Annotated in this window: 23 protein-coding genes, 1 tRNA gene and 2 pseudogenes; 12 read left to right on the top strand and 14 right to left on the bottom strand. The window is 61.5% G+C overall.

What is annotated here, in order from left to right; all coding sequences use genetic code 11:
- Window positions 1-9 precede the first annotated feature (9 nt).
- The 8 genes from B0G57_RS16295 to B0G57_RS16255 all read right to left on the bottom strand — a co-directional run bounded on the left by B0G57_RS16295 (window position 10) and on the right by B0G57_RS16255 (window position 8,732).
- Window positions 10-1,014 (bottom strand): class I SAM-dependent methyltransferase, encoded by a 1,005-nt coding sequence (locus B0G57_RS16295; RefSeq protein WP_018441466.1) that lies wholly within the window; start codon window positions 1,012-1,014, stop codon window positions 10-12.
- Complete coding sequence (locus tag B0G57_RS16290; RefSeq protein WP_018441465.1) at window positions 1,011-1,439, bottom strand: sugar 3,4-ketoisomerase; 429 nt, start codon at window positions 1,437-1,439, stop codon at window positions 1,011-1,013. The genes B0G57_RS16295 and B0G57_RS16290 overlap by 4 nt, the downstream gene beginning before the upstream one ends.
- Window positions 1,440-1,484: 45 nt before the next feature.
- Window positions 1,485-2,441 (bottom strand): GNAT family N-acetyltransferase, encoded by a 957-nt coding sequence (locus B0G57_RS16285; protein ID WP_018441464.1) that lies wholly within the window; start codon window positions 2,439-2,441, stop codon window positions 1,485-1,487.
- A gap of 63 nt (window positions 2,442-2,504) precedes the next feature.
- Window positions 2,505-3,185 (bottom strand): acetyltransferase, encoded by a 681-nt coding sequence (locus B0G57_RS16280; protein ID WP_018441463.1) that lies wholly within the window; start codon window positions 3,183-3,185, stop codon window positions 2,505-2,507.
- Window positions 3,186-3,378: 193 nt separating this feature from the next.
- Entirely contained in the window at window positions 3,379-4,491 is a 1,113-nt protein-coding gene (locus B0G57_RS16270; protein ID WP_018441461.1) for a DegT/DnrJ/EryC1/StrS family aminotransferase, read from the bottom strand.
- A 103-nt stretch (window positions 4,492-4,594) separates the two neighbouring features.
- On the bottom strand, window positions 4,595-6,694 hold the full coding sequence (locus tag B0G57_RS16265) for a tetratricopeptide repeat protein (RefSeq protein ID WP_018441460.1): 2,100 nt from the start codon (window positions 6,692-6,694) through the stop codon (window positions 4,595-4,597).
- A gap of 369 nt (window positions 6,695-7,063) precedes the next feature.
- Complete coding sequence (locus B0G57_RS16260; RefSeq protein WP_223258583.1) at window positions 7,064-7,762, bottom strand: class I SAM-dependent methyltransferase; 699 nt, start codon at window positions 7,760-7,762, stop codon at window positions 7,064-7,066.
- A 247-nt stretch (window positions 7,763-8,009) separates the two neighbouring features.
- Complete coding sequence (locus B0G57_RS16255; protein WP_018441456.1) at window positions 8,010-8,732, bottom strand: GntR family transcriptional regulator; 723 nt, start codon at window positions 8,730-8,732, stop codon at window positions 8,010-8,012.
- A gap of 149 nt (window positions 8,733-8,881) precedes the next feature.
- Between B0G57_RS16255 and B0G57_RS16250 the strand changes: the two genes are divergently transcribed.
- From B0G57_RS16250 to B0G57_RS16210, 9 genes are all read left to right on the top strand, one after another.
- Window positions 8,882-10,102, top strand: coding sequence for a pyridoxal-phosphate-dependent aminotransferase family protein (locus B0G57_RS16250; RefSeq protein ID WP_018441455.1), 1,221 nt, complete (start codon window positions 8,882-8,884; stop codon window positions 10,100-10,102).
- A 52-nt stretch (window positions 10,103-10,154) separates the two neighbouring features.
- On the top strand, window positions 10,155-13,187 hold the full coding sequence (locus tag B0G57_RS16245) for an FAD-binding and (Fe-S)-binding domain-containing protein (RefSeq protein ID WP_018441454.1): 3,033 nt from the start codon (window positions 10,155-10,157) through the stop codon (window positions 13,185-13,187).
- A 107-nt stretch (window positions 13,188-13,294) separates the two neighbouring features.
- On the top strand, window positions 13,295-14,584 hold the full coding sequence (locus tag B0G57_RS16240) for an MFS transporter (RefSeq protein WP_020566277.1): 1,290 nt from the start codon (window positions 13,295-13,297) through the stop codon (window positions 14,582-14,584).
- Window positions 14,585-14,687: 103 nt separating this feature from the next.
- Window positions 14,688-16,244 carry a methyl-accepting chemotaxis protein gene (locus B0G57_RS16235; protein ID WP_018441452.1) on the top strand — a complete coding sequence of 519 codons (1,557 nt, stop codon included), beginning with the start codon at window positions 14,688-14,690 and terminating at the stop codon, window positions 16,242-16,244.
- 196 nt (window positions 16,245-16,440) lie between these two features.
- Window positions 16,441-16,734 carry a GYD domain-containing protein gene (locus B0G57_RS16230; protein ID WP_018441451.1) on the top strand — a complete coding sequence of 98 codons (294 nt, stop codon included), beginning with the start codon at window positions 16,441-16,443 and terminating at the stop codon, window positions 16,732-16,734.
- Between the two features lie 198 nt (window positions 16,735-16,932).
- A complete protein-coding gene (locus B0G57_RS16225; protein WP_018441450.1) occupies window positions 16,933-17,133 on the top strand; it encodes a hypothetical protein in 201 nt (66 codons plus the stop codon).
- 62 nt (window positions 17,134-17,195) lie between these two features.
- A complete protein-coding gene (locus B0G57_RS16220) occupies window positions 17,196-17,681 on the top strand; it encodes a hypothetical protein (RefSeq protein ID WP_020566276.1) in 486 nt (161 codons plus the stop codon).
- 198 nt (window positions 17,682-17,879) lie between these two features.
- Window positions 17,880-18,158: a BrnT family toxin gene (locus B0G57_RS16215; protein ID WP_018441448.1), complete on the top strand. Its 279-nt coding sequence runs from the start codon at window positions 17,880-17,882 to the stop codon at window positions 18,156-18,158.
- A complete protein-coding gene (locus tag B0G57_RS16210; protein WP_020566275.1) occupies window positions 18,145-18,417 on the top strand; it encodes a BrnA antitoxin family protein in 273 nt (90 codons plus the stop codon). The genes B0G57_RS16215 and B0G57_RS16210 overlap by 14 nt, the downstream gene beginning before the upstream one ends.
- Window positions 18,418-18,744: 327 nt before the next feature.
- Here B0G57_RS16210 and B0G57_RS31755 read toward each other — a convergent pair.
- The 3 genes and pseudogenes from B0G57_RS31755 to B0G57_RS16200 all read right to left on the bottom strand — a co-directional run.
- Window positions 18,745-18,972, bottom strand: a pseudogene (locus B0G57_RS31755) (integrase); the annotation flags it as partial.
- Between the two features lie 15 nt (window positions 18,973-18,987).
- Window positions 18,988-19,128 (bottom strand): annotated as a pseudogene (locus B0G57_RS31385) (Arm DNA-binding domain-containing protein); the annotation flags it as partial.
- Between the two features lie 180 nt (window positions 19,129-19,308).
- A tRNA-Arg gene (locus B0G57_RS16200) sits at window positions 19,309-19,384 on the bottom strand.
- A 355-nt stretch (window positions 19,385-19,739) separates the two neighbouring features.
- On the opposite strand from B0G57_RS16200, the gene B0G57_RS16195 reads away from it, so the two are divergent.
- Complete coding sequence (locus tag B0G57_RS16195) at window positions 19,740-20,672, top strand: c-type cytochrome (RefSeq protein WP_018441444.1); 933 nt, start codon at window positions 19,740-19,742, stop codon at window positions 20,670-20,672.
- Between the two features lie 32 nt (window positions 20,673-20,704).
- On the opposite strand, the gene B0G57_RS16190 is transcribed toward B0G57_RS16195, so the two are convergent.
- A complete protein-coding gene (locus B0G57_RS16190; RefSeq protein WP_026229806.1) occupies window positions 20,705-22,795 on the bottom strand; it encodes a UvrD-helicase domain-containing protein in 2,091 nt (696 codons plus the stop codon).
- A gap of 234 nt (window positions 22,796-23,029) precedes the next feature.
- Between B0G57_RS16190 and B0G57_RS16185 the strand changes: the two genes are divergently transcribed.
- Window positions 23,030-24,109, top strand: coding sequence for an oxidoreductase (locus B0G57_RS16185; RefSeq protein ID WP_020566273.1), 1,080 nt, complete (start codon window positions 23,030-23,032; stop codon window positions 24,107-24,109).
- A gap of 195 nt (window positions 24,110-24,304) precedes the next feature.
- Window positions 24,305-24,670: a hypothetical protein gene (locus B0G57_RS16180; RefSeq protein WP_020566272.1), complete on the top strand. Its 366-nt coding sequence runs from the start codon at window positions 24,305-24,307 to the stop codon at window positions 24,668-24,670.
- Between the two features lie 288 nt (window positions 24,671-24,958).
- Here B0G57_RS16180 and B0G57_RS16175 read toward each other — a convergent pair whose 3' ends face one another.
- Window positions 24,959-25,588, bottom strand: coding sequence for a LysE family translocator (locus B0G57_RS16175; protein ID WP_018441440.1), 630 nt, complete (start codon window positions 25,586-25,588; stop codon window positions 24,959-24,961).
- Window positions 25,589-25,628: 40 nt separating this feature from the next.
- Complete coding sequence (locus tag B0G57_RS16170; protein WP_018441439.1) at window positions 25,629-26,720, bottom strand: phytoene/squalene synthase family protein; 1,092 nt, start codon at window positions 26,718-26,720, stop codon at window positions 25,629-25,631.
- Window positions 26,721-26,769 lie beyond the last annotated feature (49 nt).

Below are 26,769 nucleotides of genomic sequence, written 5' to 3'. Positions count from 1 at the left end.
TGCGAGTACCTAGTGGCGAAGCGCCTCCTCGATGGCCTTTTCCAGCCAGTCGGTAACGCTGAGATTCTTGCTCGCCGCGTCGTCGAGGATCTGTTGTTTCAGGTCTGGAGAAACGCCTTCCAATTGCCCGAAGTAGCGCGTTCGCATCGACCCTCCTCGCCGTCCGACATGGCGGACGTCGGGATCCATGAAAGGTCCTCGAGAATCCTTCTGGAATTCGATGACGTAGAAGCAGTTGCCAAGCACCCAACCGAGAGATGGGTCAATTGCGGAATGCGGCAACAAGTCTATCGGAGCTTTGGCTGACCACAAGTGATTGTTTGCAATGGCCATCCGCCCGTATTCGGTAGTGGCCAGCCAGGGAGCGACGCCTTCATCCCCGAACACGACGCGACCACCATCTCGTGTAACGCGTGCCATCTCGGCAATTGCCAAACCTATGTCGTCAAAGAGATTGATTCCGCCGAAGTGAAACGCGGCGTCGAAGAAGCCATCTTCAAATGGAAGATGGCAAGCGTCACAGACGCTGAGGCTGACCGCCGACAACGTTTTTCCTCGCATCTCGATTAGCGACTCATGAGTGGCCAGGACCATCTCGGGCGCGAGATCGGACGCAAATATGCTAGCGTCCGGTCCGACCGAGTCACGCACTGCAATCACATCGTCGCCAATTCCGCAGCCAGTAATCAGTACGCGGGCACTCGGGTGCAGCCTGAGACGGCGAATGAGATCTGATCGAAATTCGTGTTCATCGACATTGAACGTCCTGAACAGCCATGAAAGGAAATTGCGGTAGATATCCCTCGCCCCCTTAAAATCGTACATTTGCAAGGACGTCTTTCCCCCTCGCTCAAGCCGCATCGTATCGCGGAAGTCCGGAATGAGATCCTCGACGCCTGGAAGGAACGCGAACGTTCGATCATGAGCCTGGAGACCGTCATCCGTGACAACGAGACTGGCGCGGTCAATGGGTGAAACATACTGCGATAGAAGGCGGGTGGATATCGATTTCATATCGCGCTCGCGTATCCGACCAGCGATTGGAACGTCTCGTATTCGCGGATATAGTCGGACTCATCGTAAAGTGCCGATGCTAGAACGAGACAGACCGTGCCGGGATCGAAATTTATCTCGCTACCCCAGATCATTGGCGGAACATGCAGACCTTTCCATGGACGGTTCAGGTGGAACGTCGCTTGGCTTTCTCCGTCATCCACGCGAACGTCAAAGCTCCCAGACAGGCAGACCACAAACTGGTGCAGCGTCTTGTGCGCATGAGCGCCTCGACTCTCCTCAGTCGGCACGTCGTAAAGATAGAACACGCGCTTGACATCGAAAGGGATATGCTTGCTCGACTCGATGAAAGTGAGATTGCCGCGAGGATCGGTGACTTTCGGCAAGCTGATAATTTTGCAGTCGTTGATAGTGGACTTGATCATGTCTCAAAGATTTCGCATTTCAATGTCGTTGGCGGCTGTCGGTCGTCACTCGCTGAGCTCCAGCCGGTAGAACTCGTAAGCCACACCGCCACCGCCGAATTCGTGCTTGAAACGGTAGAGACCGTCATTCAGCACCGTGCCATTTGCCTCGTTGCTGGTTCCAAAATCGAAGTACCTGGCACCGCTGCGCGCCGCTTGCGTAATCGCTGCTTCAAAGACCGCATCAAGGAGGGACAGCTCGTACCCGCGTTCGCTCGACGCGATGTACTGGGCGTGCCACACGTTTGCCGAGTTGAACATCACAATGCCTGCTTCGACCCGCCCCTCTACAAGCGCGCAGCACAAGCGGATGGTCGACGGAAAGCGCGCTTGCAGCAATCTGATTTCATCGACCGAATGCACGGCCGTAGCGCCGTACTTACGCGCGAGGTTATCCTCCAGCACCGCCCAGAACGCCGGGATCAAACCGGCATCGTCGGAGATCGATGCCGCCTTGGACGCCCTTTTCAGGCCGCGGCGCCGGCGCTCGGTCACGGCGCGTCTACATACGAGATCGATGGAGCACGACAGATCGCATCGCTCTCGCACCGCACCGAGCCGTGCCAGTGCGTAAAGATCGTCCTGCGCAGGACTCGTCGCGTAAATGTACGGAACAGGCCGGTAAGCCAGTGACCGGAAGCCCTGCCTCCGAAAGTGCTCGGCGACAGCCGCTAGTGCCTCGCACATTCGCGCACCCGCAAGCCATCCGTCGTGCACGATCCCGCCATAGGTGGCACCGGGATGGCTGACCACCGCCTCAGGTTGCTCTCTGCGGATCGCAGCCGGCAGTACGGCGACAATTCGACCCGCGTCGTGCAGAATGACCGATGCGTCTTGGAAGCGCTCGCCGTGATAAGAAAGGAACCGACGCGTGTGCAGCAAGGTTCCGTTGACTGAAGCCGTACACAGCCGGTCCCACTCTTGGGCCGACGCCTCACTGTACGGAATGACCTCGATCGTCATCCGCTCTGCTCCGTTCGAGTCCTGTCACCCGCACCGTGAACGGCAACACTCATAGCGGCCACTTCAACTCTCCTTGAGTTTGAAGAAGCGATGGGTACTAACCTTGGTCGGCTCGGGTTGATTTCCCTTGAAGAGCTGCGCCGGCTCAGTATCGTGGATGATCGTCACGCCCGGGCCGATCCAGTTGTCAGCCGCGATCGTCACGTTGTTGCCGACGGCCGCATTGACGCCGATAAACGAGGCCGCACCGATGCGGCAAAAGCCGGACACAACCGCGTGCGATGAGACAAAACAGTGATCCTCGATCACACTGTGGTGACCAATATGGTTACCACTCCATAGGACGACGTTGTTGCCTAGCTGAGCAAAAGGCTGAATGGTGTTGTCTTCAAAAATGAAGCAATGCTCCCCGATCACAGCGTTCGGCCACACGAAGGCCTTCGTGCTGATGTAGCTCGCCGGCCTGTAGCCCTTGCGCTTGGCCGCCTCATAAAGGCGGCGACGCAGGCGGTTCAATTGCGAATAGACAAGGGCCGCGTAGAACTCGACTTCGGCGCTCGTGAAGTGCGACTCTATCGATTCATACGGCACGACAGGGAGGCCGAAGAGCGTGTCCTTCGTCAGGTAGGCCGACTCAACGCTGAAGCCAACCACCTCATAAGGAGAGTCATGGGTGAAGCATTCGTAGGCTACCTCCGCGAACGCACTGTCTCCAATAATGACGACCTTCTTCGATTTTTGCATTGCGCCTCCTACGGACGGGTAACCGAAACGTCCTCGCGGCGATTCGCCATCGGCAACGCCGGCACGATGGCCCGCTCGAAACCATTGCGATACGCCTTGGCAGACCCGATACGTTCGTATCTCGACAACGAATCGCCCATCGCGAAGCGTATGAAGTCCTCGTAACCGATATTTGCGAAGCGAGCCGGCGACATCATGAGTGTCCCGCTTCGTCAAAATAGCCCAGCACGGCTCCGACTACGCGCTCGGTTTCCTCGCGTGCGAGACCAGGGAAGCAGGGTAATGACAGCACGGTCGAGCATGCGGTCTCGGTCACCGGCAGCGCGTTGGCCTCGGCACCGCCATCATGGACGGTCTGCAAATGGTCCGCCACGGGGTAATGAACTTCGGCGGCGATACCGCGCTGCGCCAGGAACTGGCGCAGTTCATCGCGACGTTCCGTCCGGATCACATAGAGATGCGCGACATAGTCGCTGCCAAGCGATGACGGGCAACGAACTGGCAAATGAGCGAACGCTGCGTTGTACCTGCGTGCAATGTCCCTGCGCTCATCGTTCCAGGCGTCGAGCTGGGGCAGCTTGGCTCGCAATACGGCCGCCTGAAGTTCGTCCAGGCGACTGTTGCAACCGCCATTGATTGCTACGTGGTACTTCGTACTCCAACCGTATTGGCGCAACTGCCTCAGCCGCCCTGCCCATTCCTCGTTGTCGGTCACGATCGCCCCGCCGTCGCCGAGGGCGCCCAGATTCTTGGTTGGATAAAAGCTGAAGCAGCCGAGCGCGCCGTAGCTGCCAGCGAATCGGTCGCCTCGCTTCGCCCCATGCGCTTGGGCGCAGTCTTCGATGACGGGGACGCCAGCGTCCGTCGCGACCTTTATAATTTTTTCGATGTCCGCAAGCTGCCCATACAGATGCGTCACCACGATCGCTTTCGGCGAATACGTGTGCAGCGCACGCTGCAATTGGTCGCAGCTCATCGTCAACGTGGACGCATCGACGTCCACGTAAACTGGCGCCGCGCCGATTTTCAACACCGCTGTACTACCGTAAAACCCGGCGTTGGCGGTAACTGCAACTCGATCGCCGGCCGCGACGCCTACCGCCCGCAAAGCGAGCTCGATTGCGTCTGTGCCGTTCGCCACACTCACGCAATGCCTTACCTTCAGGTACTCGGCATATTCACGCTCGAACGCAAGCACCTCGCTTCCGAGCACGTACCAATAACTAGCAAGGACGCGCCGCACGGGTTCATGCAGGTCGACCCCCGCATTGGCCAGCCGCGGCGAGAAAAACGGTACAGTGGACATGTGAATATCGGTTAGCACGATCGAGGCGATTGGCTCCACTTTCTTGGGGTGCCTGGGCTTCCCCCAATCAGCGCGTCGCACGCCGACGCCGATCGCATGAGCTTCATTTGATCAAATTCACGTGTATCGAGTAGTCCTGTGCAGCGTAATGGACGTCATCGAGGAACAATTGCAGCGGGTCGGCCTTGTGCGGGCGCCTATCCGGTACAAGAGGCGCATCGGCCCCGCCATCGATGGCGCGCGAAAGCGCCTCGTTGGTATGCAACTGCTCGAAATGCTGCCGTGCCTGCTGCGATTCGCGCTCCAATCGAGCGGGCGACAGGCAATTCAGATGCTCCAGCAACTCGTCAGGATGAGTCCAAAAGAATGCCCCGGGGTAATACAAATCAGCACCGCCGAGAAACGGCGAGATATAGCAATCGTGTCCAATCACGGGTATTCCCGCGCCCATCGCCTCGATGAGCGCCTTGCCGCCGCCCTGGGGGAAGGACGCGAGCACGATGTCGATGTGAAACGACTGCAGAGCTTTCCAAACGCTGCGCACCCATGGCACATGAACGAAACGCTGAGGGGGAACATCTAGCTGCATGAGTGCTTTTCTTATTTTTGCCAGCGTTCCCACGGACAGCGGACCGATATGGACGTGAACACCGCCCGTGCAAGCCATGACGCGGGGGATGATTTCCGCATACATGTACTTGTATGGGGACTCGAATTTATTGTTCGATCCGCTGGAACATGTACGAATGCGTCCGTCGGCCTTCCAGGCCGACTCCGTCCGTCCACCAAGGTCGTCTGCGGCAAACGGCCAATACACGACATTGCTCACCCCGATAACGTCGCGGCAATTGTAAAAACCCATGGGGTGCGGATCGACATGCACAGTATGCGGGAGCGTGACGCCAAGGCAGAGTTGGTGATCGCAGTGGTGATAGAAGATTGTCTCCTCGGCAAGAGAAGGCTGTGCGGCGGCAATGGCCACTGCGTCGTTGTGGTGGTTCATGAGTATCAGCCGGCGAGGGCGACGCGCTCGCAGACGGTTTAACGTCCACGTGAGCTTCTCGGCTAAGCCGCCCTTGGGCGCGATTTCGCCTATTGCCGCAGAGCCGAAGCGTTCGCCGATGATGGATGGGTCGGCCGAATTGAATGCGTCGGTGAGCATCACGACGGTGCGCGGGCCAAAGCGCTGCGTCTTGAGCAGATCCCCGATCACGGCGGTATGGCCTCCGAGCCGATACAATTCGGTCGCGAGTATCACGCAGTCCACCTGATCATCGACGACAGTTCCGCCCGCGTCGCAGAGCTGCGCAAGGCGCGCTTCTCCGACGCGCCGGCAACGTTCGTCGAGCCTGGAGTCAGCGAACACTTTCGTCACGGCACGCCGATCGAATACGCAAGCCCGCACAAAGCGCTGAATCAGGCCGAGGGCTCCCTCCATATCGCCGGTAAGACTGCGCCGGTCGAGTTCGGCAATTAACTCGTCCGTCGTCGAGAAGAAAGTCCCGCTCGCACCGTGACTGGAAGCATCGACGGCGACAGCACTGACTTGCGATGCTGCGGCGCGTTGGCGCTGCTCATGTCCCAAGCCCTGTTGCGGATCAATTGTGCCGAGGCAGACGTCGATTGCATCAAACGTCCGACCGGCCGCCGCCAGCACCTTGGCCAAATCGGCGTAGGGCATGACGGATACGGGCTCGAGCGCGATAGCAGCCTGATACGCTAAGATTGCCGCGCTAAAGTCACCCTGCAACGCAAGCGCGTTGCCGAGGTTGTGGTGCGCTTGCGCATCGGCTCGCTCGCTGGCGATCGCACGCCTGAAACAGGCAATTGCAGAATCGATCTGCCCCTGCGCTAGCCTCAGTTGGCCGAGGCCGTTGTGGGCCTCGGCGAAGTCGGGCTTTAACGCAAGCGCTTTGTCGTAGTGGGCACCGGCTTCCTCGAGCGCGCCAATTCTCGACAGCACGTTCGCGAAGCTTGCATGATAGGCCGCGACGTCGGGTCGAAGTGCGAGTGCACGGCCGACCAGGTCGCGTGCGATATCAAATTTGCTGACTTGACTGGCTATCGTGCCTAGCAGGTGCAGCGCATCCGTGTGATTCGCATCATGTTGGAGCACCTGCTGATACAAGGACTCCGCTTCTTGCAAACGGCCGGCCCGGTGATGCTCCAGGCCAAGCTGAAGCCATTCTTCAACGGCAGTCATGTCAGACCTCGACCGCGCAGTCCGAAGCGTCGTTCGCGACGAGCGGACCGCAGTGACCGCGCAAAGAGCCGCGCACGTAGGAGAGCGAAACCGAAATACCGACAAAGCACATTACGGCGCTCCGTTGTAAGCGCTGCTCGACGGAAAGAACGACGCCACAGTGGACACCGAACGCCAGACGACACAGCGCGTTTTGACGATGCCGCAGTCTAATAGACCCTTTTGGCTTTCAATTGTGGAAACAGGCTGGATTTTTGGCGTCAATTCCATGAGCCGGCGCTATCGATGACGCGCCTTATCCCTCGGCCTCGAGCGCGAGGTTCTCGGCCTACTCGGCATCCAAGGCTGGCGGCGCAGCGTGCAGGCGCCTCAAGGCTTGACGATAAGGATGTCCTCACGTCGGTTTGCCATCGGAAGCGTCGCTGGTTGCGGCAACCAGTAGGCGTCGCAGCCTTGGGCGCGGGCGCGCATGATGACCGCGAGAATGGCGGCGTCGTCGATCCTGTCTCTCTCGACCGATCGGAAATTCACCTCGGGTACGTCGTTGGAATTCATGAACGACTGGTGGAATCGAATACCGGCATCGCTCGCAAAGAAGCGCTTGCGCTTCGAAACATTCGGAATGTCGCCGATCAGCATCTGCCCGCCATCGGACAGCAGCTCGATCGAATAATCAAGAAACCGCCAGAAAGCTGCCTCCACAAAGACGTAATGGAACACGCTGTAGCAGAGGATCGCGTCAAACTTTCCCTTCCACTCGTCGAGTGCTGCTTCGCAGTTAGGGAAGAAGCCTGGCACCTTGATCACGCGCTCGCCGTCCGGCAGATGCGCCAACATCTCCGCCGAATCGACGAGGACCAGCTCATGTCCACGTGCAACGCTGTGCTCGATGAGCAAGCTGGGCAAGCCGGCGCAACCCGGGCCGATATCGAGAATCTTCTTCGAAGCGCCGTCTAGATTGGAAAGCTTGCTGGCGATATCGGCAAATATCGCGGCCTCGTACCCTTCCCTGTAGGAATCAGGAAAGCCGATCCGCTCATGCAGGCTGAGCGACTCGTCGCTCGCCATGCGACGGAAATCGTCGTAGCCAATCCCGTCGAAGGATCGTGTCATTGGGGGCCTCTTTCATCCGTTGACGGCGTCTCCTTCGAAGCGGTATGCAGTCGCCGTCGATTGCCTGATGCAGCTTTGGAGCTTCGCATGGACGCGCAAGCAACGCCTGGGCGCCCCGTCGGGCTGGAGCAATGTCCAATGGGGCCAAGTATCGTTCAGATCGGTCGCGCTCTAAACGGCGAATTAACGTGAGAACATAGGTCTATTCTGCAAATCGCGGCGCGCCCCCTGCCGCCGCCTCCTGCGCCAACACCGCATCCCGCTTGGCCAACAAATGCGCCCGCAGAATCGCCCCCATCCGCTTCCCATCCCGGGCCTCGAGCGCCCGAATCATCTCGTCGTGATCATGAATCGCGCTGTCCCACTTCGCCGTCGAAAAGTTCGACCGGAAGCGTAGCGCCTGCAACCGCCGATTCATCGACACATACACCTGCCGAAGCGCCGTATTGCGCGCCGCCTCGTTGATCCGATCATGAATGGCCTGATTGCGCGCGTAATACCCCGAAAGATCGTTCTGCTCACGGCAGGCAAGCATTTCGTAATGAAGCGCCTTGATGGTCGCCAGCTCTGCCGCGGTGATCCGTTCGCAGGCAAGCTCGCCCGAGAACGCCTCCAGACCGCTCATCAGCTCGAACATTTCCCGAATCTCGCCCTCGGTCATGCTCGAGACCGTGGCGCCGCGATTCGGTGAAATATCGACGAGCCCCTCGGCCGCGAGCACCTTCAGCGCCTCACGCAGCGGCGTGCGCGAAATGCCGAGCCGCTCGCAGAGCTCGCGCTCGTTGAGCTTCATCCCTGGCGCAAGCACGCCTTCGACGATGAAGGTCCGAAGATGCTCGACCACCATGTCATGCAAACGCTGACGCTCGACTTTCGGCAACAAGGGCACCACTACCTTGCCGCGCGGCGTGTCCACCTCTTGCATACATTACTCCGCGATGACTTTGATCCGGATTTTACGCACTGGCCGGTACGGCCACGCGGCCAGGGATTTCCCTAGGCCACACATCGCTTTCCTTCGCCTCCATCGTAGGCTAAAGTTTTTTGCATGCAAAATTCAAAGGATCTTGCACCATGTTGAAGCTCGACTTCCATCCCGCGGGCCGCCACTTCCTGCAGATCCCCGGCCCGAGCCCGGTTCCGGACCGGATCCTGCGGGCGATGAGCTATCCGACGATCGACCATCGCGGGCCGGAGTTCGGCGCTCTAGGGCTCAAGGTCCTGGAAGGCATCAAGACGATCTTCAAAACGACGCAGCCCGTGGTGATCTATCCGGCCTCGGGCACAGGGGCGTGGGAAGCGGCGCTGTGCAACACGCTCTCCCCTGGCGACGCGGTGCTGATGTACGAAACCGGCCACTTTGCGACGCTATGGAAGAAGATGGCCGAAAACCTCTGGCTGAAGCCTGAGTTTCTCGGATTGCCCGGCATCGAGGGTTGGCGGCGCGGCGTGCAGGCCGAGATGATCGAAGCTCGCCTGAAAGGCGACACGGCCCATGCGATCAAAGCGGTGTGCGTGGTGCACAACGAGACATCGACGGGCGTCACCTCCGACATCGCGGCCGTGCGCCGCGCGATCGATGCGGCCCGGCACCCGGCGCTGCTGATCGTCGATACCATCTCGGGCCTCGCATCGGCCGACTATCGCCACGACGAATGGGGCGTGGACGTGACGGTGTCCGGCTCGCAAAAAGGCCTGATGCTGCCGCCCGGCATCAGCTTCAACGCCGTCTCGAAGAAAGCGCTCGAAGCGAGCCGCACCGCAAAGCTGCCGCGTGCGTTCTGGGGCTGGTCCGAGATCATCGAAATGAACAAGCAGGGGTATTGGCCTTATACGCCGAACACGAACCTGCTCTACGGGCTGTCCGAATCGCTCGACATGATCCTCGAGGAGGGGCTCGAGAACGTCTTCGCGCGCCATCAGCGGCTCGCGGCGGCATGCCGCGTGGCCGTCACCGCGTGGGGGCTCGAGATTCAGTGCGCCGATCCGGCTGTCTACTCGCCCGTTTTAACCGGTGTGATCATGCCCGAGGGCGTCGATGCGGACGCCGTGCGCAAGCTCATCTATGAGCACTTCGACATGTCGCTCGGCACGGGGCTCGGCAAGGTCAAGGGCCGAATGTTCCGCATCGGCCACCTCGGCGAATGCAACGATCTCACGCTGATGGCGACGCTCTCCGGTTGCGAAATGGGCTTGCAGCTGGCCGGCGTGAAGCTCGCCGGCAGCGGTGTGGCCGCAGCGATGGATTACCTCGTGAAGCATGTCGCGAAGCCGAAGCTGAAGGTCGCGGCGTAATCGTCATGTCTACCGAGCTGGCCCTCGCCTGACTCAACCGATCGTGATATCGATGCGCAAAGATCATTCGCCGGGACTCGTCCAACCGATCCGACTGATGCCCGCTTCCGCGCGTGCCGCGTTGACGCCGCTTACGGCTCGGCTCGCCAAAGAACTGAAGGGCGACGTCCTGTTCGATCGAGCCTCGCGGGGCCGATATGCGACCGATGCGTCGATCTATCAGATCATGCCGATCGGCGTGGTCGTCCCGAAGGACCAGGCCGACCTGCGCCTGGCGCTCGAAATCGCGCGCGACAGTAAGGCCGCCGTACTCGCACGCGGCGCCGGAACCAGCCAGTGCGGTCAAACGGTCGGCGAAGGGCTGGTCGTCGATACGAGCAAATGGCTCAACCGGATCGTCGATTTCGACCGAGACGCGCGCACCGTCACCGTCGAACCCGGCATCGTGCTCGACCATCTGAACGCGTGGCTCAAGCCCTCCGGACTCTGGTTTCCCGTCGACGTTTCGACGGGCGCTCAATGCACGATCGGCGGCATGGCCGGCAACAACTCCTGCGGCTCCCGCTCGATCGAGTACGGCATCATGGTGCACAACGTCGAAGCGATCGACGCAATGCTGGCCAACGGTGACGAGACACGCTTCGCCGCGCTCTCGAAGATGTCGAACGATGCTCGCACGCGCGAACTGATTGCAGGCGTGCGCCGCATCGCCGAGCGCGAGCGCGACGAGTTGCGCGAGCGCGTGCCGAAAGTGCTACGGCGTGTGGCGGGGTACAACCTCGATCTCTTCGACTGCCAGAACCCGCTGCCCTACAGCCGCGACGGCGAGCCGAATCTCGCGAATCTGCTCGTCGGCTCGGAAGGCACCCTTGCGTTCAGCCGGCAGCTCACGCTGAAGCTGGCTCCACTGCCCACACACAAAGTACTCGGCGTCGTGAATTTCCCGACGTTCTACGCGGCGATGGACATGACGCAGCACATCGTGAAGCTCGGGCCGTCGGCCGTTGAGCTCGTCGATCGCACGATGATCGACCTGTCGATGTCGAACGCTGCGTTCCGCCCCGTCATCGAAAAGGCGTTGAGAGGTTCGCCGCAAGCCGTCTTGCTCGTGGAGTTCGCCGGCGATGACAGAGCCGCACAGTTGACGCAGCTCGCGCGCCTCGTCGAACTGATGGGCGATCTCGGCCTGCCGGGCTCGGTCGTCGAGATGCCGGAGGCCGCACAGCAAAAAGCATTGTGGGAAGTCCGCAAGGCCGGGCTCAACATCATGATGAGCATGAAGGGCGACGGCAAGCCCGTCTCGTTCATCGAAGATTGCGCCGTCCCGCTCGAACATCTGGCCGAGTACACGCGCCGGCTGACCGAAGTCTTCCATAAGCACGGCACCGAAGGCACCTGGTATGCGCATGCGAGTGTCGGCACGCTGCATGTGCGGCCGATTCTCGACATGCGTCGCGACGGCGCCGGAAAAATGCGCGCGATCGCCGAAGAAGCCGCCGCGATGGTGCGCGAGTACAAGGGCGCGTATTCGGGCGAGCACGGCGACGGTCTCTGCCGCGGCGAGTGGGTGGCCTGGCAATATGGGCCGCGCATCAACGCGGCGTTCCGCGAGATCAAGGTGCTCTTCGATCCCGAAAACCGGATGAGTCCCAACCGGATCGTCGATCCGCCGCGCATGGACGATCCCGTCAAGTTTCGCTTTTCGCCGAGCTATCGCGAAAGCGCATGGCAGCCTCGGCTCGACTGGTCGCACTGGAACGTCACGCGCGATCCGCTCACGGGCGACGAAGGCCCGGCCGGCTCCGGCGGCGACGCGAGCGGTGGTCTCGCGAAAGCCGTCGAAATGTGCAACAACAACGGCCATTGCCGCAAGTTCGACGCCGGCACGATGTGCCCGAGCTACCGCGTGACGCGCGATGAGCAGCATCTGACGCGCGGCCGCGCGAACACGCTGAGGCTCGCGCTCTCGGGCCAACTCGCGGACGATGGGCACAACGCACTCGCGAGCCGCGACGTGAAGGAAGTACTAGACCTCTGTGTCTCTTGCAAAGGCTGCAAGCGCGACTGCCCTACCGGCGTCGATATGGCGAGGATCAAGATCGAGGCGCGTGCCGCATGGAATGCGGAGCACGGCACGACGCTGCGCGATCGGCTAGTCGCCTTCCTCCCGCGCTATGCGCCTATCGCGAGCCGCGCGCCCGCGCTCGTCGCCGCGATCGAGAAAGCGCCAGCATTCGCGCGCGCCGTCAAGCGGCGGCTGGGCCTCGCCCCGTCGCGCGCGTTCCCTCGCTTCACTCGCCCGTTCCTTTCGTCGGGAGTCCTAAGCGATCGGCCAGTGAGCCGCGGCAAAGAGGTGTTGCTCTTCGTCGATACATTCAACAACTATATGGAGCCCGACAATGCGCGGGCGGCGCGGCGTGTGCTCGAGGCGGCCGGCTATACGGTGCACTTCAACGCGAGAGACGGCGAGCGCCCGCTTTGCTGCGGGCGGACCTTCCTGTCAGCGGGGCGTGTCGACGAGGCCAAAGCTGAAGCGCGACGCACGCTCGACGCGCTCATGCCTTACATCGACCGGGGTATACCGATCGTCGGTCTGGAACCGTCTTGCCTGCTGACGGTGCGCGACGAGTTCCTCGCTTACGGCTTCGGCGACGAGGCGAAGCGTCTTGCCGCCGCATCGTTTCTCTTCGAAGAGTTTCTCGTACGCGAAAAGACTGCGCAGCGCCTCGCGCTCGATCTGAAGCCGCTCTCGCATGCGAAAGCGTTCGTGCACGGTCACTGCCATCAGAAAGCGTTCGATGCATTGCGTCCTGCTCAGGTCGTGCTCGGCTGGATTCCCCAGCTCGAAGTCAGCACGATCGAATCGTCCTGTTGCGGAATGGCCGGCAGCTTCGGCTATGAGGCCGAGCATTATCAAACGTCGATGGCAATGGCCGAGCTGTCGCTGTTGCCGGCCGTGCGTGAAGCGGGCGATGCGCTCATCGTCGCAGACGGCATGAGTTGTCGCCATCAGATCGCCGACGGCGCGCAAAGGGAAGCACTGCATGTGGCACGCATCCTGGCGCAGGCGTTGCCGGACGATTGAAGCAATGCGCGTGCGGCGACGAGCGCAACGAATGAAGTCGTAGTCGTAGTCGGATTCGGCGGTTTGAATTGAAGCTCATGAACGCAGCACTACTTAGCAAGGAGACCATGATGTTTCGTCGTGCCACGATGCGAGTGCTCTTGCTTCTATGCGTGATGTACTTCATCACGTACGTCGATCGTGTGAACGTCAGCACCGCGGCGAGCGCGTTCGGTCCGGAGATGCACCTGTCGCATACGCAGATCGGCCTCGTGTTTTCCGCGTTCGCCTACCCGTATCTCGTGTTCCAGATCATCGGCGGCTGGGTGGGCGACCGGTTCGGCCCACGCCGCACGCTTGCCCTTTGCGGCATCATCTGGGCGGGCGCCACAGTGCTGACCGGGCTCGCGGGCGGGCTCGCGTCGATGCTGGTCGCGCGCTTGCTGCTCGGTCTCGGCGAAGGGGCGACGTTCCCGACGGCCACGCGAGCGATGTCGAACTGGATGCCGCCCGAGAAGCGCGGCATGGCGCAGGGCATCACGCACGCGGCGTCGCGCATCGGCAATGCCGTCGCGCCGCCGATCATCGGCTGGCTCATGATCGCGACGAACTGGCGCGGCGCGTTCATCATCACCGGCATCTTGAGCTTCCTTTGGGCGATCGCCTGGATCTGGTATTTCCGCGACAACCCACGCGAGCATCCGCGCATCACCGAAGACGAATGCGCCGCGTTGCCGACCTACTCGGGCGCGAAGAATCGCCCGGCGACGCCGTGGCGGCGTCTCTTCGCCCGCATGGCGCCCGTCACCGCCGTCTACTTTTGCTACGGCTGGGTGCTGTGGCTCTTCCTGAGCTGGATTCCGCAGTACTTCCTGCACAACTATCACATGCAGCTCACGAAGTCGGCGATCTTCGCCTCGGGCGTCTTCTTCGCCGGCGTGCTCGGCGATTGGCTCGGCGGCTCCCTCACCGACGCGATCCTCAAGAAGAGCGGCAACGTGCGCATGGCGCGCAATCTGATGGTCGGCATCTGCATGTTCCTCACTCTGCTTTCGCTCGCGCCGATCATGTTCGTGTCCGATCTGTCGATCACGCTCGCCGCGTGCTGCCTCAGCGCGGGGTTCTTCTTCAACGAAATGACGATCGGGCCGATGTGGGCGGTGCCGATGGACATCGCGCCGAAGCACTCCGGAATTGCGAGCGGCGTGATGAACACGGGCTCGGCGCTCGCGGCGATCGTGAGCCCCGTCGTGGGCGGCTTCCTCATCGACCGCACCGGAAACTGGAACCTGCCGTTCATCATTTCGATGGCGTTGATGGCGCTCGGCATCGTCCTTTCGTTCACGATGCAGCCGAATCGCACGCTCGATGTCGACGAGCGCGACATTAAAGCCGAAGGGGTGCGCAAGCTCGTGTAATCGTAGGAATTTCCTTAACTCGGTTAAGTTTTTCCTGAATCTGCCGTAATTCATGAGGCAGTGTTTCCTGCCGGGGCCACTGAGAGATTACGGGAGATAACCGATGTTGAAGAAGCTGTCGATTCGCGCATGCTTGACGGCGTTAGTCGCTTTTTTTGCGATCGTTCTGCTGATCGGCGCCGCGGCGGGGTTGCTCTCGCTGCGCGCGAGCAACGAGTCGCTACAGCGGATGTATACGGTGGACACGCCCGCCGTTGCGGACCTCGAGGGCAGCGCTGGACAGCTGCTGCGCCTGCGGCTCGCACTGGCGACTTATGCGTCGCTGACCGATTTGAACGATCAGAAAGGCGCCGAAGCGGTTCTAACGCGATTCGACAAATACCTGCAGCTATCGAATAAATTGCTCGCTCATTATGTGAGCATCGCGGGCGACGACGACAATGTGCAGCGTCTTTTGCAAGACATGAAAGACAAGCGCGATGCGCTGCTACACGACGGCGTCGAGCCCGCAATGGCCGCACTGAAAGCCGGAGACCGCAATACGTTCCTCGAACTGCAGTCTCATAAGCTGCCCTTTCTCTATAACGGCTACGAGAAGGCGATGCTGGCGCTCGAACGCCTGCATGTCGACAGCGGGGAGCAGCGCTACCGCGACGCGCACGAGCGCTTTCATTTCGTGAGCGCCGCGGTGGCCGTCGGCATCGGGCTTGCGCTCGTGTTGTCCTGGTTCGCGCGCGCGATATTGATGCGCGCGATCGTGCATCCGGTCGATGCCACTATCGAGCAGTTCGATCGTATCGCGCGTGGCGACCTGACGGGCCGCATTGCTGCCGAAAGCGACAACGAAGTCGGCAAACTCGCCTCGGCGCTCGGGACGATGCAAGAAGCGCTGATCGGCACGGTCGACGTCGTGCGGCAGGGAACCCAGGCGATCGATACGGGCGTGAGCGAGATCGCGGCCGGGAACGCCGATCTCTCTCAACGCACCGAAGAGCAAGCCGCATCGTTGCAGGAGACGGCGGCCAGCATGGAGCAACTGACTTCGACAGTGAAGCAGACCGCCGACAACGCGAAGCATGCGAGCGAGCTCGCGCAAGGCGCTTCGAGTCTCGCCGCGCAGGGCGGCGAGCTCAACCGCGAGGTCGTCGATACGATGCAGGCGATCGTCGGCGATTCGCACAAGATTGCGGACATCGTCGGCGTCATCGAGGGCATCGCGTTTCAGACGAATATCCTTGCACTGAATGCGGCCGTCGAGGCCGCGCGTGCCGGCGAGCAAGGGCGAGGCTTCGCCGTCGTCGCGAGCGAGGTCCGCTCGCTCGCCCAGCGCAGCGCCGCGGCGGCCAAGGAAATCAAGACGTTGATCGACGAGTCGACCGGGCGGATCACGACGGGCGCGCAGCTCGTCGAGCGCTCCGGGTCGACGATGGGCGAAATCGTCGGGGCCATTACGCGCGTGAGCTCGATCATGAGCGAAATCGCGTCGGCAGCGATCGAGCAAAGCACGGGGATCGATCAGGTCAACCGGGCCGTATCGCAGATGGACGAGGTGACCCAGCAAAACGCCGCGCTCGTCGAGCAGGCGGCCGCCGCGGCGAATTCACTCGAGGATCAGGCTCGGCGGCTCTCGGCGGCGGTTGCGATATTCAGGACTGCTTGAGTTCGGACGTCTCCTCGCGGCTCGCTTTGCCGGAGCAAAATCGCGGCGATTCCCCTGGCGCCGCAGTGCTTGCAATAGCGCCGAAACGGCCGATTCGCGTCGCCTAGAATGAAATGGCGCGCGGACCGTTGCCGTGCACCCGCGCGGCAGCGCTCGCGCGGAAGTCCCGACACGTCGAATCGTAAGGGGAATCGTCATGGCGACTTATATCGTGCTTGCGCAGTTCACTGATCAGGGTATCCGCAACATCAAAAACAGCCCGCAACGGGCTAGCCAGGTAGCGGAAATGGCCAAGGGCTTTGGCTGCGAAATGAAGGAAGTCTTCTGGACGCTCGGCCAATATGACATCGTGGCGGTTATCGAGGCTCCCGACGACGAGAGCTTCACGACTTTCGGCCTGGCTATGAGCTCCGCCGGCAACGTGCGTACGCAGTCTTTGCGCGCGTTCACGAAGAACGAACTGGCGTCGATGATCGGCAAGCTGCCTTGATCGATCAGTTTGCTGATGGCATTTGACGCGTCAGCGTCCCAAGGGGGAAGCCGCTCCCGCCCGCCCTTTGCGGTTCGCGGACGACGGGAGCGGTGTCTGATTTGCCCCGGGGATCGACAATCGCGCGCTGAAGCCGATGCACAATGCTCGCGGCCGCCCATTCAGGGCGCGAACACTGAATGCTCGGGACATCGAAAGATGGAAGAAGGAAAACTGGACGTCGCCATGATCGAGGCCAACATTGCCAAGATGATGGCCGAGACGATGAAGTTGGTTGACGAAGGCGCGAAGCTTCGCGCCGAAACCGCAAAGCTGCAGCGCGACGCGCGCTGGTACCCGGTGATATGGGCGACGGCGTTCGTAGGCGCCGTGCTCGGTGTGGCTGAGTTGCTGCGGTGATGTACTCGCACGCCAGCGACACGGAGGCGATCACGCCAAAAGACGTCGTGGTCCACTGAGTCATGGCCGAACCCAAAGAAAACTTTCGGGTCAACTCAAGCACAATGCGCAAACCGAATTCAGCCGCTACTAATAGCCTGCTGGCTGGCGTCCTGGCACTATTCGACGTTGCGCCATTCATCCTCTTGCTGCCGGCGCCGCGTGAGGATCTATACACCGGCGGCGGATTGATACTGCTGCTTCTCTGCAGCATTGCCATCGCATCGCTGGCGAACAAGTTAAGAGGCAAGCAGCTTCGCATACTGTTCGCGATCCTTTCTGGCGCCGCTGCAATAAACGTCCTCACAACCGTATTATTGCGCAGCTTGCCTTCGCCGCTCCTCGATCACCTTGTCTTAGGCGTACTGGGCGCACGATTCGGTCTCGACGGAGAATCTGCATATGACGCCGCCGGCTACGAGGTATGGTGCGAGATTTGGTTAGGTCTCGCGCTAGTCGGGGGCGTGATTGCATCGACGACCAGCCGCATGCTTCGCGCCAAGGCTTAACCGCCCCGATCGAACAGCGCCGCGCCACCGGAGGCGCCGAAACGGATGCGCCTCCAGTGGGCATTTGTCCTATCTTTCGTCTCAAGTCGACGCGCGCCGTAGCTCGATCTACATACTCACTTCCACGACGTATCCTCAACATTGCTGGGGATACAAAAAAACATTGGCGCTCTTCATTTTTTGGGGATACAATAAATAGTGAGAATAACCTTTGATCGAGCCAAGCGTGATGCGACGTTCCAGGACCGCGGACTCGCCTTTGAAGACACCGCAACAGTTTTCGAAGGCAACACACTCGATATGGTCGATGACCGTTTCGACTACGGTGAAGAGCGGATCGTTACTGTCGGGCGCTTGGGGGGCCGCATGGTTATCGTGGTATGGACACAACGGGGCGACGCTCGCCACGTTATTTCGATGAGGAAGGCAAATGAACGCGAGGAAAAGCGCTTTGCAGAGCGACTTGGCGAAGGCTGACGCCCGCGGCGTCAAGCCGGCAGACTATGAGGAAATTCCAGAGCTCGGCGATGAATTCTTCGAGCAGGCAGACGAGCACCTCGCCGGCGTACTCGTGAAACGCGGGCGCGGTCGCCCACCCGGCGCTAAGAAAGCGCAGATGAATCTGCGCATCGATCTTGACATCATCGAAGCCTACAAGTCGCAGGGAGAAGGCTGGCAGACGCGGATGAATCAAGCATTGCGTGAGTGGGCACAGTCGCATGGCATGATGCGTTGAGCAGGCCATCGGGCATGCCCGTTACATTCTGAGCTTCTCACGCGCCAGGGAGGCGGTCTCTAATGCGTAGGTCGAGTGTTCGAGTCACCACACGCCACCAAGGAATTCAAGGGCTTAATGTGCGCACTCGCTCAGCATGTTACCTACGAATTCGGAATTTCAGGTAATTGGGCTGTTCGCAATCATCGAAATGTTGATTACGCATGACCCGAAACTGGAATATCGCGGAGACTCGATCAATCATCAAATGCAGCAAAGCTACCGCTTCTGATGCGCAGATTCCGCAGGCCGACCTTGGAGGATGGGAAACGATGAAGATGGTGCAGCGCTATCGCCCAGTTCCTCGCTCGAGACATGAGCTAGATGACGCTCAATCACCTCCTTATCCCACCCGAGATATTCCCGGATCGGAGTACGGGCCGTCGCACGGAAACCATGACCAGTAATTTGCTCTTTGGTGTCGTAGCCCAGCGTACGCAGCGCACTGTTGATCGTGTTCTAGCTCATGTAGCGCGTCGCCTCGGAGCGCTTGGCTACACGACGAAAAATTGGCCCCTTCAGCTTGATGTTTTTTCCATCTCGCATGTAGCGATAAACCCAGACCTTACGAGTCGGACGAACGCGAAGGTATAACCCATCGCCATCCGCCAGAAAGTATTCTTTCGTCCGGTGCTCCGCGTTCTTGACCTGCAAGTCGGTGAGCTGTCCCATGATCTTGTACCCAACAAGGCACAATCGAGGAGCAACCATTTTGCGTACAACTTGAGGGACATGCAAACGGCGGATTTCCCGGGAATTCTCTGGCGTTTCCCGGACGCAAATTTCCTGCAACGCCTTATCCGGCAAGGCTTCTCAGGACTGGACTTCAGGGGATTTCTACGGAAAACAAGATGGCGCGCCCGGCTGGGATCGAACCAGCAACCCCTGCCTTCGGAGGGCAGTACTCTATCCATTGAGCTACGGGCGCTTCAATGCGAAGGCGCCGCGGCCGGTGGGGCGCAGCGCCGAGCAAGACAAAGAGAATACCTTGTTTCGCGTGACGCGTCCACCTTCGCCCCGCCCCCGATCCGCCCCCGAATACCGGGCAACGCCCGCCCTGCCTCGCTCCGCGCCCCCAAACGACCGCTCGAAGCGCGGAAACCCACCGCAAACAATTGCGGGTAAACGCGCCCCATACCATCCGAGCGCCATCTCGCCGACGCCAAAACCTTCCGTCTATAATCGTCCGTGGTCGATGGAATGAAGTAAGTCGTTGCCGTAGTCGTCGTTGCCGTCACGCTGTACCGCTCACGAACAAATATTCACCGGGAGACGAGACAAGCATGAGCGAAGCACCACACGGAGCCCCGATCAAAACGCCGGGCCAGCTGATTGCGGCGGTCGTCGCCGCGTTCGCGATCCCGATCGTGATCATCTGGCTGCTGGCCTACAACGTCAACGAGACGGTACGCACGGGCGCCGGCACCGACGAGCTCGCCGATGCCGCCGTCGCGAAGCGCATCGCCCCGATCGCGCAGGTCACGGTTCGCGATGCCAACGCGCCGCACGTCTATAAGACAGGCGAGGAAGTCTTCAAGGCCGTCTGTGTCACCTGCCACGGCACCGGAGCCGCGGGAGCGCCGAAGTTCGGCAACAGCGCGGACTGGGCGCCGCGCATCGCGCAAGGCTACGACACATTGCTGCACACGGCATTGACGGGCAAAGGCGCGATGCCGCCGCGCGGCGGTACATCGCCCGACGACTACAGCGACTACGAGATCGCCCGCGCTGTCGTCTACATGGCCGATCACGGCGGGGCGAATTTCCCCGAGCCGGCCGCACCGGCGCAGGGCGCAAGTGCAACGGCGACGGCCCAAGCCGCCCCAGGAGCGTCGGGCGCCTCGGCACAATCGCCAGCCGACGCCAGCGCCCAAGCGGCAGGTCAGCAAGCCGCCGCCGCAATGGCCGCGCTCAACTCGGCATCCAAGGCCGAACCCGCATCGGCTCCCGCCACGACCACCGCGAGCGCCGACGCGAACCAGGCCGGCAAGGCTCTCTACCAGCAGGTTTGCCAGGCCTGCCACGCGGCCGGCGTGCTCGGCGCGCCAAAGTTCGGCAACAAGGCCGATTGGGCGCCGCGCCTCAAGGATCCGATGGACACGATCTACAACTACGCGCTGCACGGCAAGGGCAACATGCCCCCGAAAGGCGGATCGCAGGCGTCCGATGCGGACGTGAAAGCCGCCGTCGACTATATGGTCAGCGCGGCGAAATAATCAGCACCGCCAATATTCAGGAGTTCTGATGTTCAGGACTTCTGAAGCAATGCCTTGAGGCTGGCGAGCCGATCTTTCGGCGTCATCGGCGCCTCCTCGGGCGTGGGCGGCGGCGCCTCGTCGAGCCCCATCTCGGCGATGAACCGCGAAGGCTCGCAGACCACCGTCTCTCTCGCGCGCTTGCGCTTCTTGCACCAGTTCAGATGCAGGCTGCGCTGCGCCCGCGTGATCGCCACGTACATCAGGCGCCGCTCTTCCTCGATGCGCGCATCGTCGATCGGCTCGTCGTCCGCGCCGCCGCGGTGCGGCATGATCCCCTCCTCGACGCCCACGAGAAACACGTGCGGGTACTCGAGCCCCTTCGATGCATGAACGGTCGACAGGCGTACCGCATCGGGATCCTCGTCCTTGCCGTCGAGCATCGACATCAGCGCTACTGTCTGAATGAGCGCGAGCAGATTCTTGCCCTCGTCGGCCAGCCCGTCGGCGTTGTCGTAGCCCGTCGCTTCGCCATCTTCGGCCTCTTCGCGCTCGGGCTTGGTCCCCTTGCGCTTGAGCCACTCCAGAAACTCGAGGACGTTCTGCCACTTCGACTGCGCCTGCCGCTCGTCGAACGTATCGTAGAGGTAGGCCTCGTAATGAATGGCCTCCATCAAATCGTCGATCAATGTCGTCGCCGCATCCTTCGTCGCCCGCTCGCCGATGCGCTGAATGAAATCGCAAAACACGCGCAGCGGCTCCACTTGCCGCGCCGACAGGCGCGCTTCGATGCCGCCCATATAGACCGCCTCGAAGAGCGACACCTTCGCCTGTCCCGCGAACGAGCCCAGCGCTTCGAGCGTGGTGTTGCCGATGCCGCGCCGCGGCGTCGTCACGGCGCGAATGAACGCGGGGTCGTCGTCGGGATTGGCGATGAGGCGCAAATAGGCGCAGATGTCCTTGATCTCGGCTTTATCGAAGAACGATTGGCCCCCCGAAAGAACATACGGGATGCGCTCGCGCCGCAATACCTGCTCGAAGATCCGCGCCTGAAAATTGCCGCGATAAAGGATCGCATAGTCGCGAAACTGCGCGCGCCGCTCGAACTTGTGCGCGGAGAGTCGAAATACGACCGATTCGGCCTCATGCTCTTCGTCGTTGCAGCCGGTCACGGTGATTGAATCGCCCATTCCGTGCTCGGACCACAGCTTTTTCTCGAACAGCTTCGGATTATTGGCGATGACGTTGTTCGCGGCCGTGAGGATGCGCACCGTCGAGCGGTAGTTCTGCTCGAGTTTGATGACGTGAAGCTTCGGGAAATCCTTGCCGAGCTGGGCGAGGTTTTCGAGGGTCGCGCCGCGCCAGCCGTAAATCGCCTGATCGTCGTCGCCCACCGCCGTGAACGCCGCGCGCGGCCCTGCCAGCAGCTTCAGCAATTCGTATTGGCACGCGTTGGTGTCCTGATACTCGTCGATGAGCAAATATCGCAGCTTGTTTTGCCACCTGTCGCGTACCCCCTCGTTTTGCGCGAAAAGCTCCGTCGGCAGCCGGATCAGGTCGTCGAAATCGACGGCCTGATAGGCGTGCAGCGTCGCGACATAGTTGCGGTAGACGATGGCAGCCTGATGTTCGTCTTCGTTCGATGCGCCAGCGAGCGCCCCCTCGGGATCGATGAGGCCATTCTTCCAAAGCGAGATGATCGACTGGACTTTGCGGATGAATCCCTTGTCGGTCGAGCCGACCTGCTCCTGGATCATCGCGAAGCAATCGTCGGAATCCATGATCGAAAACTGCGGCTTGAGACCCAGATGCTCGGCTTCCTGCCGCAAAATCTGCACGCCGAGCGAGTGGAACGTGCAGACCGTCAACTGGTTCACGGGCACCTTACGCCCTTCTTTGCCGGGCGCCGTCAGCGTCTTGCCTTCGAGCAACTTGCCGACACGCTCGCGCATCTCGGCCGCCGCCTTGTTCGTGAACGTCACAGCGGCGATATGGCGCGGCTCGAAGCCTTTCTGCTCGATGAGATAGGCGATTTTCTGCGTGATGACGCGCGTCTTCCCGCTGCCTGCGCCGGCAAGCACGAGACATGGGCCGTCGAAGTAGCGAACCGCCTCGCTTTGGGCGGCATTCATTGCTGCGGACATCTTGTTCGTGGAGTTGGCGAGTGGGCGCTTCAGCGCTTATTCGAGCCAGATGGAAAGCTGAGGGCGAGTGCGCGATGTTAACACGAACGAATTGCGACTCCATGCGCCAACCAAGTGAGCGCTCCGGCTACCGCTTCTCTTGCGTCGCCTCGTGCCAAAATGCCGACTTCGCGCACGACTAGCCTCGTGAGGCTGCGACGCGCCAACCCGCTTGAAAGCTTTCGGAAAGCCCAGATGACTTCATCGCTGAAAATCGGCTTGATGGGATACGGTTTCGCCGGCGCGACGTTCCACGCACCTGTCATCGAGCGCTGCGGCCATGCCGCCGACGATCCGCGCGAACCCATCGCACGCATCGCGGCGATTGCGACGAGCAAGCCGGAACAAGCGCTCGCCGACTATCCGCAGGCGAAGACGGTCCCCGATCTCGAAGCGCTGCTCGCGCTCGACGAAGTGGAGTGCGTCGTCATCGCCACGCCTAACGATACGCACTTCGAGATGGGGGCAACGGCGCTCGAGGCCGGCAAGCATGTCGTCGTGGACAAGCCTGTCACGCTGCGCGCAGCCGACGCCCTCGCCCTCGCCCGGCTCGCGCGCGATCGCGGCCTCGTCTTCGCGCCATTCCACAATCGGCGCTGGGACGGCGATTTCCTTACCGTGCGCGAACTCATCGACAGCCAGGCGCTCGGCCGCATCGTCCATTTCGAGTCGCACTTCGATCGCTTTCGTCCGCAGATCCGCCAACGCTGGCGCGAGGAAGCATCGCGCGGCGGCGGGCTGCTCTTCGACCTCGGTCCCCATCTGATCGATCAGGCGCTCGTGCTGTTCGGGGCGCCGGAGACGGTCTACGCGAGCGTGAAGACGCACCGCGATCATGCGACGGCCCCTGACTACGTGCACCTGCTGCTCGGCTATGCCGACAAGGAAGTGGTGCTCCATGCAAGCGCGCTGTCCGCCCTCGAGCCTCCGCGCTTCGCAATCCACGGCACGCTCGGCAGCTACGTGAAAGCAGGCCTCGATACGCAAGAGGATCAATTGAAGGCCGGCCTGCGCCCGGGCGACGCGGGCTTCGGCGGCGGCAACGCGGCCGGCACGCTGCGGGCGATCTCGGACGGTCAGGAAATCGAGCGCCCGCTACCGACGAAGGAGGGTGCCTATGTCGATTTCTATCGAGCGCTCGCGTCGTCGATCCGGCATGGCTCGCCGTTTCCAGTTACGCCGCAGGATGCGGTCGACGTCATGACGATCATTGAGCTGGCCGAGCGCAGCGCGCGCGAGGGCCGACGCCTGACGTTCGCTCGCGAGACCGCCTGAAAGCGCGCGACGAAAGGCGGGGCCCGCCGGCCGAAGACTCCGTTACAACTTTCGCGACCGCGATGTCATCGCGGCGATTACTTCAGCCGTTTCTGCGATGTCGCCTGAATTGCGACATCGCGACATCGCGCTGCGCGCGGGGATCGCAACGCTAGCAACACCGTGAACGACAACGCCAATACAAGGAGAATGGGAATGCCACATACGATTCGAGCGCTCGCGTGCGCTGCATTGATTTCATCGTTGACCGCCTGCGTGGTGACTCCGCCGCCGCAGCGAGTGAGCGCCCCGCCCCCTCCGCGGCCGAATCCGCGGGAGGCCGCCTTGCAACGCTTCGATCAGATCGGCGATCGCATCGACAACCTAAGCCGGCGCATCGACTGGCACGTCAATCAGGGCTACTATCCGCCCCCGCAGGGCGGCGCACTGCATCACCGGCTCGATGTCATCCGTCAGGAAGCGCGCGACATGGCAACTCAGCATGGCGGCGGACTGTCGGGGGACGAGCAGCACGTGCTGAATCAGGAGCTTGACGGCGCCGCGCGGGCCATCGGCGAATAAAGCAAGCCACCGCGATCGCTCGGCCAAGCGTCGGCCGGGGGTCTTCCAATCGTTCGTTCGGACTCCCGACCGATCACGAGCTGCGCCGCCGTGTCGATTTCGCCCCTGGTCGTTCGTCGTAGGAACGGGGACAGCACCATGCCCGCCGTGCCGCGGTACGGCATCCGGTTCTGCCCGACTTACCGTCGATCCTGAGGAGGCAAGTTCATGAGCCATTCCGAAGCATCCGAGCAGGCATTGAAACCGGCGTTCCTGCTTGCGCAGTCCGGGTTCGTGATTGAATCGGGGTCAACGCCGCGCCTGCGTCGCCATCCTGAGCGCAAGCCCGGCGAGCACCGTACCCATCAGCCAACGCTGTACGACGAGCCACGCAGGACGCCCCGAAAAGAACGACGCGATCGAACCGGCCATGATCGCCACGACGGAATTGACGGCAAGGCTCGCGACGATCTGCATGCTGCCCAGCGTCATCGACTGCGCGAGCACGCTGCCATGTGGATCGATGAACTGCGGCAGCAGCGACAGATAGAGCATCGCGATCTTCGGATTGAGCAGATTGGTGAAGAACCCCATCACGAAGAGCTTGCGTGGACTGTCGGGCGGCAGCGCGCGCACCTGGAACGGCGATCGGCCGCCCGGCTTCAGGGCCTGCCAGGCAAGGTAGGCGAGATAGAGCGCACCGCCGAAGCGCAATGCGTCATAAGCGAGCGGCACGGCGAAAAGCAAGGCGGTGATGCCGAACGCCGTCGCCAACATGTAGAACAGAAACCCGAGCGCCACGCCGCCCAACGAGATCATGCCGGCGGTGCGGCCTTGGCAGATCGAGCGCGAGACCAGATACATCATGTTGGGGCCGGGCGTCAGCGCCATGCCGAGCGCGACGAGGCCAAACGCGAGCAGTGAACTGGATGTGGGCATTTCGTGGGCTCCCTCGACGCGAGGCGTGCGGACCGGCCCATTATTTCACGGTTCGACCCTCGGCATGCGCAACGGCTGCGCGTTCTCCAATGCGTGCCTCGATCGCGTCGATGATGCCGTCGGCCCATCCGCGCAGCGCCCTCCCCCATGCGATTGTCGCCGTCGAGCGAGCCATGATCTCGTAGACGCGAGCGCGCGGCACTTTCGAAGGCTTGGCGGGATCGAGCCAGTTTTCGTTATCGACGAGCAATTGCAGCGTCTCGAGACCGATGAATATCGGCCAGAGACACGCGAGCCGCAATCGGATGGACGACGCGGAAATGGCGAACGTATAGTCGAGCGCCGCGCGGTAGTGTCCGAGGGCAATGCCTACCAACTCGAGCATGAGCAGTCGTGCACGCGCCGAAGCATCGGGTAGTTTCAGATCCTCGGGCGTGATCGCGTAGCGGCTCAGCATCGTCGTCGGCAGATAGCAGCGGCCGATGCGCAGGTCCTTTGCGCAATCGCGGAGCACGTTCGTCAATTGCAGCGCTTTGCCGAATCGCACCCCGCGCTCGATCGCCAGAGCCGGATCGCCCGCGAGCGAGCCCGGCGCATACGCGTACGTCATCTTCGTCCAGAACTCGCCGACACACCCCGCAACGAGGTAGGTGTAGCGATCGAGGTCGGCCGGTTCCGCAAGCGCAGCGAGGGAGCCCGAGCGCTCGTCCGGAAACGTGCGCAAATCGAACTGCATCCCGCTCGTCAGCGTCATCACGACACCGCGCACCGCTTCACGGTCGGATTCCTTCGATTGCGCCAAGAGATGCAACGCCGGCTCGAGCGATTCGAGCAGGACCTTCTCATCGGATTGCGTTTGCCGCGCCGCGACTTCGCCGGCAAGACGACGGGCGAATGCGCCATCATCCGATGCGCCGTTCACTTGCTCACGCAATTCGTGCAGCAGAGACAACCGTTGCGCCGGCTCGATCAACGACGTATCGGCGATCGTGTCCGCTGCTCGCGCAAGCAAATAGGCGAGACCGACGGGCTCGCGCATGCCCTTGGGCAGCACGCGCAGCGTCAGGTAGAAGGAACGCGAAACGCCTTTCAATAACGGGCCGAGCAGGAACGCCCGGTCGGAATTACGCATGGATCAATTCGCCTCGTGTCGAGTGGATGCGGTGCTGCCGAATTGTATC

The organism is Trinickia symbiotica (assembly GCF_002934455.1).
GTDB lineage: Bacteria > Pseudomonadota > Gammaproteobacteria > Burkholderiales > Burkholderiaceae > Trinickia > Trinickia symbiotica.
Note: the sequence above shows the minus strand (reverse complement) of the source record. Positions and strands in the feature narration are given on the sequence as shown.

Bases quoted from the DNA above. Each gene is read 5' to 3' on its own strand.
- B0G57_RS16285 (WP_018441464.1), bottom strand. From the start codon at position 2,441: ATGACGATCGAGGTCATTCCGTACAGTGAGGCGTCGGCCCAAGAGTGG.
- B0G57_RS16185 (WP_020566273.1), top strand. From the start codon at position 23,030: ATGACTTCATCGCTGAAAATCGGCTTGATGGGATACGGTTTCGCCGGC.
- B0G57_RS16195 (WP_018441444.1), top strand. From the start codon at position 19,740: ATGAGCGAAGCACCACACGGAGCCCCGATCAAAACGCCGGGCCAGCTG.
- B0G57_RS16245 (WP_018441454.1), top strand. From the start codon at position 10,155: ATGCGCAAAGATCATTCGCCGGGACTCGTCCAACCGATCCGACTGATG.
- B0G57_RS16255 (WP_018441456.1), bottom strand. From the start codon at position 8,732: ATGCAAGAGGTGGACACGCCGCGCGGCAAGGTAGTGGTGCCCTTGTTG.
- B0G57_RS16190 (WP_026229806.1), bottom strand. From the start codon at position 22,795: ATGTCCGCAGCAATGAATGCCGCCCAAAGCGAGGCGGTTCGCTACTTC.
- B0G57_RS16175 (WP_018441440.1), bottom strand. From the start codon at position 25,588: ATGCCCACATCCAGTTCACTGCTCGCGTTTGGCCTCGTCGCGCTCGGC.
- B0G57_RS16170 (WP_018441439.1), bottom strand. From the start codon at position 26,720: ATGCGTAATTCCGACCGGGCGTTCCTGCTCGGCCCGTTATTGAAAGGC.
- B0G57_RS16250 (WP_018441455.1), top strand. From the start codon at position 8,882: ATGTTGAAGCTCGACTTCCATCCCGCGGGCCGCCACTTCCTGCAGATC.
- B0G57_RS16225 (WP_018441450.1), top strand. From the start codon at position 16,933: ATGGAAGAAGGAAAACTGGACGTCGCCATGATCGAGGCCAACATTGCC.
- B0G57_RS16265 (WP_018441460.1), bottom strand. From the start codon at position 6,694: ATGACTGCCGTTGAAGAATGGCTTCAGCTTGGCCTGGAGCATCACCGG.
- B0G57_RS16280 (WP_018441463.1), bottom strand. From the start codon at position 3,185: ATGCAAAAATCGAAGAAGGTCGTCATTATTGGAGACAGTGCGTTCGCG.
- B0G57_RS16240 (WP_020566277.1), top strand. From the start codon at position 13,295: ATGATGTTTCGTCGTGCCACGATGCGAGTGCTCTTGCTTCTATGCGTG.
- B0G57_RS16270 (WP_018441461.1), bottom strand. From the start codon at position 4,491: ATGTCCACTGTACCGTTTTTCTCGCCGCGGCTGGCCAATGCGGGGGTC.
- B0G57_RS16290 (WP_018441465.1), bottom strand. From the start codon at position 1,439: ATGATCAAGTCCACTATCAACGACTGCAAAATTATCAGCTTGCCGAAA.
- B0G57_RS16180 (WP_020566272.1), top strand. From the start codon at position 24,305: ATGCCACATACGATTCGAGCGCTCGCGTGCGCTGCATTGATTTCATCG.
- B0G57_RS16220 (WP_020566276.1), top strand. From the start codon at position 17,196: ATGGCCGAACCCAAAGAAAACTTTCGGGTCAACTCAAGCACAATGCGC.
- B0G57_RS16230 (WP_018441451.1), top strand. From the start codon at position 16,441: ATGGCGACTTATATCGTGCTTGCGCAGTTCACTGATCAGGGTATCCGC.
- B0G57_RS16260 (WP_223258583.1), bottom strand. From the start codon at position 7,762: ATGGCGAGCGACGAGTCGCTCAGCCTGCATGAGCGGATCGGCTTTCCT.
- B0G57_RS16295 (WP_018441466.1), bottom strand. From the start codon at position 1,014: ATGAAATCGATATCCACCCGCCTTCTATCGCAGTATGTTTCACCCATT.
- B0G57_RS16235 (WP_018441452.1), top strand. From the start codon at position 14,688: ATGTTGAAGAAGCTGTCGATTCGCGCATGCTTGACGGCGTTAGTCGCT.